Below are 13,476 nucleotides of genomic sequence, written 5' to 3'. Positions count from 1 at the left end.
GTGTAAAAGATAATGCCTTTACAGTTAAGTGACAAGGTTCTCTCTCTGGCGGCCCAGGCCCAGGCTGAGCTGCGGTCCCAGTTTGACCGTATTGACGCCATTGCTGAGGAGAATACCCGCAAGGTACTTGCCGCCTTTCAGAAGCACCGGGTAGCCGAGGGCTACTTTGCCGGCACCACCGGCTACGGTTATGACGACCAGGGCCGGGATAAACTGGACGAAATCTATGCCGATATTTTCGGCACGGAGGACGCACTGGTCCGGATTCAATTTGTCAATGGCACGCATGCCATCACCTGTGCGCTCTTCGGCGCGCTGAAGCCGGGCGATATTCTGGTCTCTGCCGTGGGAGCGCCCTATGACACCCTTCTGGGTGTTATAGGCGTAGTGCCCAAGGGACACGGTTCCCTGATGGAGTACGGCGTGGAGTACCGTCAAGTTGAATTGCTTGACAATGCCCCTGATAAGGCCGGCTTGGCCGCTGCAGTGCGGGATCCCAGAGTGAAAGCTGTGTTGATCCAACGGTCCAAGGGATACTCTACTCGCTCCTCTCTGTCAGTGGCGGAGATTGGTGAACTGTGTGCGGTGGTGCGGCAGAACAACCCTGACGCTGCTATTCTGGTAGACAACTGCTATGGTGAGTTTGTGGAGACCACAGAACCCACTCAGGCCGGCGCTGACCTGGTGGTGGGCTCCCTCATCAAGAATCCGGGCGGAGGCCTGGCCCCTGCGGGCGGGTACATCGCTGGGCGGCGTGACCTGGTGGAGGGGGCCGCCATGCGCCTCACGGCTCCTGGCATCGGTCGGGAATGCGGCGCTTCTCTGGGCAATAACCGCAGTCTCTATCAAGGACTTTTCCTTGCTCCCCATACCACAGCTCAGGCGGTCAAAACGGCGGTATTTGCCGCCCGAATGATGGAGTTGCTGGGCTATAAGACGGAGCCTGCCTCTGATGCTGTGCGCCACGACATCATCCAGATGATCCACTTCGGCAGTCCTGAGCCTCTCAAACGGTTCTGCAAGGGCATCCAGTTCGGCGCTCCTGTGGACTCCTATGTAACTCCGGAGCCTTGGGACATGCCGGGCTATGACTGTCAGGTTATTATGGCTGCCGGCGCCTTTATTCAGGGGGCCTCCATTGAGCTGTCCTGCGACGCCCCCATGCGGGAACCCTATACAGCCTATCTCCAGGGGGGCCTGACTTATGAAAGCGGAAAGGCGGGCGTCCTGCTGGCGGTGGAGGAACTGCTGAAGGAGAGATGAATTTCCCGTTTTAAGACGAGCCATGCCACGCATAGACTCTCCATAGGGGGTGACCCGTATGGAGAGATGGCGGCGGTACTTCTGGCCGCGCTGGCGGATCCGTCAGCGCGGCAGGCGGCGGGGAAGCGGGATTCAGCTCCTTCTGTCCGCTGCCATTGGCCTGGGACTGGCGCTGATATTTATCAGTTTTTTAGATGGCAAGGCACGGCCTGCCATTGCCGCTATGGCGGAAAGCCGGGTAAAAAATATTGTCACGGGTATTATAGAGAGGGAAATCAGCAAAACCATGGCCCAGGAAGCGGTGGCCTATGATGATATCATCACATTCCGAACTGACAACAGCGGCCGCATCACTGCTTTTACCAGTAATTCAGCTGAGATGAATCGCCTGCGGACAGAGCTGCTTGGCGCGGTTATCTCTCAGATTGATACTTTGGATACCGGGACGCTGGGCATTCCGCTGGGAAATCTATTGCCCTTTGCTGCACTGGCGGAGAAGGGGCCTTTGCTCCCTGTGCGGATTCGCTCGGTGGGCGATGCAGAGGCAGTATTTGAGCATGTATTTGCAGCAGCAGGTATCAACCAGACACACCACCAGATTATGCTGGATTTGACTGTTTCTTTAACCCTACTGATACCAGGCGGGTCAATGAACACTCAAGTCAGCGCACAGGTCTGTGTTGCGGAGACTGTGCTGGTGGGTGAGGTGCCGGATACCTATCTGAGCCTCTCGGGGCAAAACGGCTGAGATTGTAAGAAAAGCGCAGGAAACCGGCCCCTTTTTTGTGATAGAATGGTGTCAAACCAGGTAGAAAGAAGGGGTGGAATGAATACACTGCTTTGGTACTGGGAGATTACCTGGGACTATATCTATGAGATGCTGCCCTGCATGGTGCTGGCTGCTGCGGCTTTTTTCCTGCTTCGTCCCATGCGGCGCTTCCGCCTTGGCCGGATGAACTTGTCCAGCAGTATTTGGCGGGAGGGGGCAATGCTTGTCTTTGTACTCTTCTGCGCCGGGCTGGCGGCGCTGACCGTGTTTCCGGCGGGGTTCTGGGGCGGATTGATGCACGGTTATCTGCCGGAAGCGGGCTGGTTTGGCTGGCACGGCTACGGCATGTACCTCCAGGTCACTATTCTGGCGGAGCTGCTGGAGGGCCGCAAATGGGGCATCTACATGTTGCTGGGCAATGTGGTCATGTTTTTGCCTTTGGGCTTTTTCCCGGCGCTGCTGTGGCGGCATCCACGGTGGTGGCGGTCGGTGCTGGCTGCCGGAGGTGTTTCGCTGTTCATCGAGATTGTGCAGATTTTTGTGGGCCGCAGCAGCGATATCAATGATTTGATTCTCAACACTCTGGGTGGTCTGGCCGGGTATGTCCTTTATAGGTTTCTTGCCCGACTGGCCCCTAAATTCACCCGAAAATTCCAAGTGGAGGTCCCCTATGGACGAGATTCAGGAGATAGCGCTGCTCCGTGCAGAGCTAAATAAAGCCAGCTATGAGTACTATGTGCTGGATAACCCCACCATGTCTGACTACGACTTTGACCATAAACTCCGGCGTCTGGAGGAGCTGGAGCAGGCGCACCCTGACCAGATTACAGAGGATTCTCCCACCCGCAGGGTCGGAGGACAGGTAGCCGAAGGCTTCCAGGAGGTCACCCATGAGGTTCCTCTGGAGAGCCTTCAGGATGTCTTTGACCTCGAGGAACTGGGGGACTTTGTCCGGCGGGTCCAGGAGAGCCTGGATGGCGACGCGGAGTTTGACGTGGAGCCCAAGGTAGATGGACTTTCCGTGGCGCTGGAGTATCAGGATGGCCTATTTGTCCGAGGCGCCACCCGGGGCGACGGCCGGGTTGGGGAGGACGTAACTGAGAATTTGAAGACTATCCGCTCTCTGCCTCTCCGGCTGCCGGAGCCTATCCCCCGGCTTATTGTCCGGGGCGAGGTCTATATGTCCAAGAAGGTCTTTGAGCAGCTCAACGAGGAACGGGAGATTAAAGGTGAAGCCCTCTTTGCCAATCCCCGGAATGCTGCGGCAGGGTCCCTGCGCCAGTTGGATCCCAAGGTAGCTGCATCCCGCCGGTTGGATATCGTAGTATTCAACATCCAGAAGGCAGAAGGGATTGATTTCAGTACGCACACTGAAACGCTGGATTATCTGGAACGGCAGCAGTTCCGTGTGATTCCCCGTACCCTGTGTACCAGCATGGAGGAAATCGGCAGCCGTATCGCTTTAATCGGCGACGACCGGGAGAAATTTCCCTATGATATCGATGGCGCGGTTGTAAAGCTAAATAGCCTTTCAGACCGGAAAATCCTTGGCTCTACCGCAAAATTCCCCCGGTGGGCCGCCGCCTACAAATACCCGCCAGAGCAGAAGGAAAGCGTGGTGGAGGATATTGTAGTCCAGGTTGGGAGGACTGGTGTCCTTACGCCTAAGGCAGTTGTAAAGCCAGTTCGCCTTGCAGGCACAACAGTCACAAATGCTACCCTCCATAACCAGGATTTCATCACGGAGAAGGACATCCGCATCGGGGACACCGTTCTGGTCCAAAAGGCGGGTGAGATCATTCCGGAGATTGTCTCTGTTGTAAAAGAAAAACGGCCCGAAGGGACCGTACCATATCATCTGCCTGACTGCTGTCCAGTGTGCGGTGCACCGGTGGCCAGAGATGAGGACGGCGCCCATATCCGCTGTACGGGTGCGGAGTGTCCAGCCCAGCTGCTGCGTCACCTGGCCCACTTCGCCTCCCGGGATGCCATGGACATCGACGGCCTTGGACCCGCGGTTATGGAAGCGCTCGTCAACGCCGGTATGGTAAAGACTCCGGCGGATCTCTATCATCTAGCTCCAGAGGCTGTGGCTAAGCTGGATCGAATGGGAAAAAAGAGTGCAGAAAATCTGGCCGCCGCTATTGAACGCTCTAAAGGTGCCGGTCTGGCGCGGTTGCTCTTTGCCTTTGGTATCCGCCAAGTAGGGCAGAAGGCGGGCAAAATATTGGCCGCTCATTTCTCCAATATGGATGCGCTTCTTGCGGCCACAGAGGAGGATTTTACCGCTGTCCCGGATGTTGGCGCTATCACGGCTAAAAGCCTCTGGGAGTGGCTTCACAGCCCCCAGAGCCAACATCTTATCCAGTCTTTGCGAGAGGCTGGCGTAGTGATGGAGAATACCGACGCCCCCACAGGTGACGCGCTGATGGGCAAGACCTTTGTGCTGACTGGTTCTCTGGAGCATTTCACCCGTGACGAGGCGGGCGCCCAGATTGAAGCGTTGGGTGGGAAGGTGTCCGGCTCGGTTTCCAAAAAGACCAGCTATGTAGTAGCAGGTGAGGCCGCAGGCTCTAAACTGAAAAAGGCCCAGGAGTTGGGAATTACAGTGCTGACGGAGGAAGAGTTTCTCACCATGCTCCGGGAGCTTGGCGCTACAATTGGATGAGTGCAGAGAGAAGAACAAGCGGCAGCGGCCGGCTCATGTGAGCTGGCCGCAATTTTTCTCCTACTATACAGCTTTCAGCATCAAGACACTTTTCTGCACCACTTTTATCTCCAACACGTATACTGGCTTGGGTGTGCTCCGTCAGGAGACCGAAGCTGAACGGCACAGCCCGGATTAATTAGGAAGGAGGCGCACGGATGCGTCTGCCCAGCAAGCGAACGGTAAAGACTGCTGCAGCCTGCACGCTGGGCGCAGCTGTACTAATCTTTCCCGGAAGCGTTCTGATGCTGGCCGCTGGAGCTGCCCTGGGCTTCTGGGGCTGTACCTGGCTGGAACAGCGAAACCATGAGTCACGGTGAGGAGGGTATTTAGATGAAAATTGTTGTGGTACGATCCCCAAAGGCGCTTCGCGGTATTCTGAGAGCCATTTTTGGCCTGCGCTGACATATTGCTCACTCCTTGTACATAGAATTTCACAGCATGAAATGGGCGGGAACGCCCCGACAAGGAGTGGAATGCAATGGAGCTGACATTAAACCGAAACTGCCTAAGCTGCTATGACACTGTGCTGGAGACCACAGTGTTCCATGAGGAGACCATGGAGATGATTGTCCCGGACGCCTGTCCCGATATTCTCCGCATTGTGGATACTGCCGGACTGGTGTGTGTTAAGGACAAGGGAACCCAGGAGGGAAGGGCGGAGGTGACCGGTACCGCCCGCTGCTCCGTGCTCTATCTGCCAGAAGGGGAGAGCGGCCTGCGCCGTATTGAGGCCAACATTCCATTTTTCTGTACTGCGGACGGCCCCGGCATCACGCCCGGCTGCTCTGTTGTGGCAGTCCCCAGAGTACAGACGGCGGACACACGGATTATCAACCCCAGAAAAGTGGTGGTGCGGGTCAATTTGGCCATTGACCTGCGGGTGTACGCCAAGGTGGAGCACAGCCTTTGTTCTGGTGCAGAGTGGGAGTCCGGCATGGTGGTAGAACAGTTGAAAGAAACCCAGGATACTTACATTGCGGTCTGTATGCAGGAAAAACCTTTTACATTCTCTGATGACCTGACCATCTCCGGCAGCCGCCCAGAGGCAGAGGAACTGCTCAAGTGCCGAGCGGATCTGGTATGCAGCGAGTCCAAAATCATCGGCAATAAGCTGATTTTTAAGGGGGCGGCAGTGCTTCACCTCGGCTATCGGGCGGGAGATAACACGTTATGCACGGCAGACTATGAGCTCCCATTTTCTCAGATTATGGAAGTCTCAGGGGCAGGGGAGGAAGCGGACTGCGATCTGGAAGTCCTTTTGACAGATCTGGCCTGTACCCTGAGCCCGGGAGACGGTCGGACGATTTCGGTATCTATGGGGCTGCTGGCCCAGGCGGTAGTGTGGGAGCGGCGGAAGGTGGAGCTGCTGACGGATTTGTACGGCGTCTCGTGTGAGCTGACGCCGGAATTCCAGCCCTTCATATTCCACAGCATGCTGGATCGGAGCGTTCGACGGCAGACTGCACGGGAGATCGTGGAGACTGGAGCTATGGCTAAGCTGGTGTCTGACGCCAGGGTGAGTATCGGGCAGGTAACCCAGCTCAGAGAGGCGGAGCGGCTCACACTCACCGCCGAGACGATGCTTACGGTGGTATATACCACCGAAGATAACGAGGTCTATGCGGTGTCCAGGCAGGTCTCTGTGCCCTGTCAGCTGGAGCTGCCCGAGGGGAGCAGCTGCTCCTGTGTCTGCCGATGCGCGGGTGAGATCTACGCTACCCCCACCAGCGGAGGCATTGAGGTCCGATTTGACGTGGATTTCTCCTATCTGGCCCAGAGTACCCGGCAGATCTCTGCTGTATCAGATGTGCAGGTAGGGGAGGCGGAGGCCGGGGAGGACGCGCCGTCGATTGTTCTGCGTGTAGTAAGCCATGAGCGGCTGTGGGACATCGCCAAGGCCTATCGCACCACTATGGACGATATTCTCCAGGCCAACGAGCTGGAGAGCGGCGCGGAGCTGACTGGCCGGCTTCTGCTTATTCCCCGGCGACGCTGAATAGGATAAAATGCACCCCCTCCGGCTATGTGGAGGGGGTGTTGTTCTGTATAAGGGCTTGTCCAGAGCGGGGATTTCGCTGTCATAAACTATGGCTTATCCCCATACCTATATAGGGAAAGCCAGGCTTGCTCGCCCATGCCTGAATCGTCCGCAAGGAGGAGTTGAAGTGGAACACCGTAAGATTTATGAGGATATTGCGCTGCGCACGGAGGGCGATATCTATATCGGCGTGGTGGGGCCGGTCAGGACGGGAAAATCCACCTTTATCAAACGTTTTATGGAGACCTTGGTCATCCCCAACATTGAGAATGTCTACCGACGGGAGCGTGCAAGAGATGAGCTGCCTCAGAGCGGCTCAGGCCGGACCATTATGACGGCAGAGCCCAAGTTCGTCCCTGAGGAGGCGGTGGAAATTGCCATGGAGGACGGGGCAGCCTTCTCCGTGCGGCTGATTGACTGCGTGGGGTATATGGTGCCCGGCGCGGTAGGGTCGCTGGAGGACGCATCCCCGCGCATGGTGACCACTCCCTGGTTTGACCACGAGATCCCTATGTCTGAGGCCGCCGAGATTGGCACCCGGAAGGTCATCGCCGAACACTCCACTATCGGCATTGTAGTCACCACCGATGGCACCATCACCGATATCCCCAGAGAAGACTATCTGGAGGCGGAGGAGAGAGTGATTACCGAACTGAAGGAGCTTGGGAAGCCCTTCCTGGTGGTACTCAACTCGGCGGAACCCGGCTCGGAGCGGGCCAAGGCAATCCAGGCTGATCTGTCATCCCGGTACGATGTCACCTGTATCTGCGTCAACTGTCTGGAACTGGACGAGAACGCAGTTACCAGCATCATCAAAGGTGTACTCTATGAGTTCCCGGTGAAGGAGTTGGACCTGTTCCTGCCATCTTGGGTAGATGCACTGCCCTATGGACACCCCATCAAGAGTGGGCTGTACACTGCGATTCGCTCAGCGGCAGAGGGAATGCGGAGGATTCGAGATGTGGAGCGGGCAGTCTCTGCGATTGGTCAGTGCGAGAATGTGTCCTCTGCCAAGGTCAATACCATCAGCCTGGGCACTGGCCTTGCCTCGGCTTCCCTGGAGCTGCCCAGAGGGCTTTTCTATGACACCATCTCCCAGCAGTCTGGTTTCACCATCCATGATGACGGAGACCTGATGGGACTCCTTACCGAGCTGTCCGGAGTCAAGCGGGAGTACGATAAGGTAGCGGACGCCCTTCGTGAGGTGAAAGAGACCGGGTACGGCATTGTGGTGCCTGGTACAGATGAACTCAAACTGGAGGAGCCGGAGATTGTCAGGCAGGGAGGACGGTACGGCGTGCGCCTGAAAGCCAGCGCCCCAAGTATCCATATTATATGGAACAAAAAGAAGTTTAGAACTGCAAAGTCCACAAAACGGGAAGATGTTACAAGTGGAGTGGGCGGTGCTGATCTGAATGTGAAAAGGAGACGATTCCCCAAAGGGAACCGTCTCCTTTTACAAAGAAAATCGATCGCCAAGCGAGGCAATTTAAAAAAGCTCATAGTGATGACAAACTCCTATTAGAGTAAAAGTACGGTCTCCCAACTGGCGCAAAGACTAACAGCGAGAAATCATCCATAATGGAAATATATGACATAAAGACTTTATCACGCACAAGTTTAATTTTTGAAAATACATGTAATCAAAGTTGAAATGAGTAGAATTATCAGATAAAATACAACTTATATACGTGTTCTCTTCGTAGAACAGACATCAGAACAAAGAATTATGTTAATATTTGAAAGCTACCTGGAGGTGCAAGTTTGTGGAGGAGAACAAAAAAGTAACCGTCTATACCTGGAAGTATGACAATGGCGCCCGGGGGTATGCGGTGAAGCAAGAGGACAAAAAAGGATGGTTGGAGCAGGACGTCTACACGACTAGGAAAGCAGTTATAAAGCGTTATAAAGAGTATAAAAAGCAATTCGATTGTCAGCCTGGCAGAGAAGCGACACCTGTTAGAAAGAAGAAAATCGATATTCTAGGAGGGCTCTACTGTGTCAAACAGAATTATCCGTATGAGCAAAAAGATTATCAGGAGAGGAACGGACTTGACGCAATGCTTGCTCTTCTGAACTCCTGCGGGGAAACTCCGGATGCCAAGAGGGAAATGTTGCGCTTAGTGGCATCTGTTCTGGCTGGGTACTGCGCACATGTATCTTCTAAAAAATATATGCAATATTTATCTCAATTACAGCGACGTGCTCCCATCATAATAGTAAAGCCAGCTCCATTTGCAGGGGAGGTGCTGGAGCGTGTTATTCGTTCCTTGGCACTGGATACTACCGATAATACTTTGTTTGGATACATTAGGAGCGGTCCGACAATGAAGTGTAAATACACTCCTGTCCTCCCCAGAAAGGCTAGCGATATAAAGATTACAGACCGAGCTTTTTTAAAGCTTCAAGGATATAATGAGCGGATGTTACCTCAATACCGGGACACTACTCTGATGGTTTACGGTTGGTTTTTGCGCGGAAATGATAGTAAAATTCTGCAACTAATGAATAAGTGGGTAAGCATAGTAATCTATGGAGCATCTAACAAGAGGGCATCTAACAAGTCAGTGGTGATTACGCCGGTAGAAATCAAGGGTAAGGACTTGGCAAAGTCTGACTGCCAGTGGGATTTGGATGATGTGCGATTCTCTGTGGTACGTTATGCCCGCTATGTATACAAAGCCGACCAGAAGAATCAATGGGAAACAATGCTTCAGTCTGAGTTCTCCAGATATGATGCAATGATCGACTCCCATAATCAGAACAGTAATACCAAAATAAACACAGTGGAAAGGTACCATGTTTCCTTACAGTTGCTGGCCCTTCATCTGTTCCTAAAATCTTGTGTAAGGGGACAGGATTTAGACCAGTCTAAGGTAAATAAACTAGAAAATGAGTGGTTTACTGTGCTGCTCCCAGGCTGTGAAATAATTAGCACTTCTGATTTTGCGGTACAAGAGGAGATAGAGGCCGAGAATAGGGTAAAGGAAAAATTTGAAAGTACGCTATTTAAAATTTTGAAAGAAGGCTTCCCAGATAAGTTTTATATATCCGAAAAAAACTACAAGGTAGGCATGTGGGGCGATATTTGGCTACGTCCTCAAAAAAATCCACCTTCAGGTATTTATTATATTCGGTTTTCGACAGAACATTTTAAGACGCTTTTAAATAATTTTGGCGGAGTTAATGGTGGAACATGGCTATATGAAGAAGTGAAAAAGCTGGACTTAGACTATATAGAATATAGTAAAAAGATGCGTGTCAATGCTACCGACACTAATGAAAAAGGAGTTTTCTTTCAGATCGATAAAATGACATTTTTGCCTCAAGAGCTTCGTGCCAAATTGAATGACGCAGGGCAGCGTGCAGAAAAAGATAAAAACGAGAAAAAGCATAAAAAAAGAAAGAAGTCCTAACTTTATTGAATCGTTCTCTGTTCCATTTGTTCTTTGTTCCAGCGTGCTTAAATAGATAAGCTACTATCCCTGGCAGACGTGATTTGTCCGCCAGGGATTTTTTCATTTCCGGTCTGATAGCTAATATCTCTTTGAAGGGAAGTTTTAGTAATCCGGTTAAAGCCTTATAGTTCATATAGTACCTACTAAGATGAGGGAAATTATAATTTGATTTGCAGCCCAACATCTGTAAAAAGATGAGAGGAGCTCGCAAAATGCTTATATCAGAAGAATGTACCTTATCACAGGATTGCCTCAAAGAGATCAAACTACAGATTAACCAGCGGCTATTCGAAACGGGATTGATTTCTAACGATGTGTACAGGTTGGCACAGGAGCGGATCGTAAGTGAAGAGTAGATTTTTCGTTACTATTAAGTAACGTCTACTTTCCTTCTAATCTTTCTCACATACTGCGGAAAACACCTAACAGGGCACTTCCCACAGAAAATCTATTGCCGGGATACATTGAGTGAAATTCTTAAAATCGTCACCGGATCGCATTAAAAAATGATTTATCTGAAACAGGCGTATAGAGTGCTCACATGAGCTAAGAAAATGTTAGGAGGCAGTTAACATGAAAATCAAGTATGATGTTCAAGACGCTATGGACACAATGGGTATCAGCAAACTCCGCAAACAACAAATCAAACCAATCAATAGTATACTGTCCTGCGAGGATACCCTGATGATTGCACCGACATCATCAGGGAAATCAGCTGTATTCCAGATTCCGGCCAATGTAAGGTGGAAGAAAGAACAGCAATGGACACTGGTCATTGAACCAACGGTTTCTCTCATGGAAGACCAAGTGAGAGAACTCCTTGAGAAAGGAGTCCCGGCAGTTGCAATGTCTAGCCATAATAAAGCAGAACATAAGAATATCTTGGAAAAACTATCCAATCACCAGATTGCGCTTCTCTACGTGACACCGGAACGTCTTCAATCGCCTGTATTCCAGCAGGCGGTGCGCTACAACAGTCCCTGTCTGGTTGTCGTGGATGAAGCCCACTGTGTATTAGACTGGGGATATACATTCCGCCCCAGCTATCTGTTAATCAAGACATTCATCAAAACGCTCAAACAAAGACCTGTCATTGCAGCATTTACGGCTACAGCTCCCCCAGAGTACCACAAGGAAATTAAAAAGTGCCTGGATATGAAAAAGCCGAACATATTTCAAGGCAGTTTGGCCAGAAAAAATATTGCTCTGCTTAAGGAAGACTGTTCCGTTCTTTCCCTTAAGCAACGCCTGTCTCGCGTCAGTTACAGTATTAAGAAATACCGCGAAGAGGGAAGGGTGATCGTCTACTGTGCATCCCGAAAAAACGTGGATCTGGTGGCGAACTACCTTTCCAAGAAGTTCCCGGGCGAGGTAGTCAAATGCCATGCGTATATGGAATCGGACAAACGTGAAAAACATGAGCTCCTGTTCGTTCATGGCGAGAAACCTATTATGGTGGCCTCTACCGCCTTTGGCATGGGAATTAACGCCAAGGATATTCGCCTGGTTATACATTTCAATTTGCCGCTCAATGTGATTGATTACTACCAGCAGATTGGCAGAGCAGGCCGGGATGGAGAGAGAGCCCATGCGGTGCTTCTGTACCATCCAGATGATATTGCACTAGATCACTTCATTTTGGAGAAAGAGGACCTCTCAGAGCAACTCAGAGCGTGGCTGAACAATCGCCTGGAAGAGTTGGTATCTATCATGAGGGGGGATGAATGTCTAGCCAGTCAAATCCTTCTTGCACTGGGGGAGACCCCTGATAAGAATTGTGGACGCTGTAGCAACTGCCAACGGAACAGGAGAAACAGTTATGAAGATTGAAAAGGCCGAGTTTGGTATCCATACGATTGAACTCTATGCAAAAGATCTGAAATACCAGGAAGTGCAGAAGGTGATTGACCATCTGGCAGGTGAGGACAATATCCGTATAATGAGTTCTGACCCATATAACATTGACCGGCACCTAACCAGTACGCTTTTGGTTAATAATGGAATTCGTCTTCGGATACATCAGTCCCACGACAAATCAAATGGTATCGCCTTCATCATAAATCCCAGTACGCTTTTGAAGGGAAAATACCAGCCTACGAAGCTATACCGTCCAAAGGAACGCTCGTGTGAAAAATTGCTGGAGCAGGTCGGCGATGCCTTGATAGAAATAGGGCTTGGCACATACGACGGTAGTGAGCCAGTGTTTATTGTCTCTCCGGACGAATTGAGCCTTAGCCAGATTGATCTCACTGTAAACCTATGGCTTGACAGAGAAACAGATATAGAGGAACTCATCCGGCTATTCTGGAAGGGGCGAATTCCTAAAAACTTCAGCAGGCAGGGCGGGCTATCTGCTGTAGAACGCCAGCATTACTTCGGCATATCTAACCGCACGGTTGCTTTCAAGGCATATGATAAAATTTACGAGTTGGAGAGAAACGGACGATGTCCTAAGAAGCTAACCGGGAGAAAGTTATTACGCCTGGAGGTTAGCTTAAAACGGGAATCTTTTCTTAAGAAACTGGGAGTAGAACGACAAGATTCTCTTTGTACAATGTTAAAGACAGGATTCAATCTTGTGCAGGGAGTTATCTTTCACTATTTAGAAAAGCTGTTTCCGTGCTCTGGTAACCACGTTCGCTACGAAATTGCTAAAGAGGAAATCTTGAACGGCATTGAAGATCCTCTTCTGCGAGAGCAAATGATATTCCTGCTGAGAAAGACGAGCAACGGTGCAGGTCTGGACACCGCCGCTCAAAAACTGAAAAAAGATTATAAAGATGTCAAAGATAAACGGATGAAGAAAATCTACAGTGCCTTTGATACGTTGGACATCAATCCTATCACGCTACCGAACAGCAGTAAGGTTGCACAACTGCCATCCATTAAAGCAGTTGATGAGCTAATTTTCTGATGCTCCAGGGCCGCCGGATTATGCCAAAGTGTAATCCGGCGGCCCTGGAGCATCATCCGCTCAGCTACCATTTGGAGCATCCGAAAGGAAAAATGATTACTTGAGGGGAGACGATTGGTGTCCTGTATTGGCCTGACATTATGATGACTGCATCATATCTATACACTGCGGCGTGTCTCTTAGACCATTCGATTCCGTACATCTGCCAAAAAGGATTTATAAAAAAAGAGAAGATGCGCGAATGATCAGCCTGCAGATTGAACAACAAGATTTCAAAGAAATTAGGAAAAAAGGAAAAAGAAACAGGAAGAAAAGCGAACTTTT

Annotated in this window: 11 protein-coding genes; all 11 read left to right on the top strand. The window is 51.1% G+C overall.

Annotated features, from left to right (window positions below; all coding sequences use genetic code 11):
* The first annotated feature begins 12 nt into the window (after positions 1 to 12).
* The 11 genes from Q0K06_RS01000 to Q0K06_RS00955 all read left to right on the top strand — a co-directional run bounded on the left by Q0K06_RS01000 (position 13) and on the right by Q0K06_RS00955 (position 13,152).
* Complete coding sequence (locus Q0K06_RS01000) at positions 13 to 1,263, top strand: methionine gamma-lyase family protein (RefSeq protein ID WP_294547402.1); 1,251 nt, start codon at positions 13 to 15, stop codon at positions 1,261 to 1,263.
* 58 nt (positions 1,264 to 1,321) lie between these two features.
* Positions 1,322 to 2,011, top strand: coding sequence for a sporulation protein YunB (gene yunB / locus Q0K06_RS00995; protein WP_294547399.1), 690 nt, complete (start codon positions 1,322 to 1,324; stop codon positions 2,009 to 2,011).
* 78 nt (positions 2,012 to 2,089) lie between these two features.
* Positions 2,090 to 2,749, top strand: a complete 660-nt coding sequence (locus Q0K06_RS00990) for a VanZ family protein (RefSeq protein WP_294547396.1) — start codon at positions 2,090 to 2,092, stop codon at positions 2,747 to 2,749.
* Positions 2,703 to 4,700: an NAD-dependent DNA ligase LigA gene (gene ligA / locus Q0K06_RS00985; protein ID WP_294547393.1), complete on the top strand. Its 1,998-nt coding sequence runs from the start codon at positions 2,703 to 2,705 to the stop codon at positions 4,698 to 4,700. Before Q0K06_RS00990 ends, ligA begins: the two co-directional genes overlap by 47 nt.
* A 197-nt stretch (positions 4,701 to 4,897) precedes the next feature.
* Positions 4,898 to 5,059 (top strand): hypothetical protein, encoded by a 162-nt coding sequence (locus tag Q0K06_RS00980; protein WP_294547391.1) that lies wholly within the window; start codon positions 4,898 to 4,900, stop codon positions 5,057 to 5,059.
* A 13-nt stretch (positions 5,060 to 5,072) separates the two neighbouring features.
* On the top strand, positions 5,073 to 5,144 hold the full coding sequence (spoVM, locus tag Q0K06_RS13910; protein ID WP_365924221.1) for a stage V sporulation protein SpoVM: 72 nt from the start codon (positions 5,073 to 5,075) through the stop codon (positions 5,142 to 5,144).
* Positions 5,145 to 5,220: 76 nt separating this feature from the next.
* Complete coding sequence (locus Q0K06_RS00975) at positions 5,221 to 6,738, top strand: SPOCS domain-containing protein (protein ID WP_294547389.1); 1,518 nt, start codon at positions 5,221 to 5,223, stop codon at positions 6,736 to 6,738.
* 169 nt (positions 6,739 to 6,907) lie between these two features.
* Positions 6,908 to 8,305 (top strand): stage IV sporulation protein A, encoded by a 1,398-nt coding sequence (gene spoIVA / locus Q0K06_RS00970; RefSeq protein ID WP_294547387.1) that lies wholly within the window; start codon positions 6,908 to 6,910, stop codon positions 8,303 to 8,305.
* A 241-nt stretch (positions 8,306 to 8,546) separates the two neighbouring features.
* On the top strand, positions 8,547 to 10,196 hold the full coding sequence (locus Q0K06_RS00965; protein ID WP_294547384.1) for a hypothetical protein: 1,650 nt from the start codon (positions 8,547 to 8,549) through the stop codon (positions 10,194 to 10,196).
* Between the two features lie 615 nt (positions 10,197 to 10,811).
* Positions 10,812 to 12,068 (top strand): RecQ family ATP-dependent DNA helicase, encoded by a 1,257-nt coding sequence (locus Q0K06_RS00960; RefSeq protein WP_294547381.1) that lies wholly within the window; start codon positions 10,812 to 10,814, stop codon positions 12,066 to 12,068.
* A complete protein-coding gene (locus Q0K06_RS00955) occupies positions 12,058 to 13,152 on the top strand; it encodes a hypothetical protein (protein ID WP_294547378.1) in 1,095 nt (364 codons plus the stop codon). Before Q0K06_RS00960 ends, Q0K06_RS00955 begins: the two co-directional genes overlap by 11 nt.
* The last annotated feature ends 324 nt before the right edge of the window (positions 13,153 to 13,476 follow it).

This window comes from uncultured Pseudoflavonifractor sp. (genome assembly GCF_944387805.1).
In the GTDB taxonomy this organism is placed as follows: Bacteria; Bacillota; Clostridia; order Oscillospirales; family Oscillospiraceae; genus Pseudoflavonifractor.
Note: the sequence above shows the minus strand (reverse complement) of the source record. Positions and strands in the feature narration are given on the sequence as shown.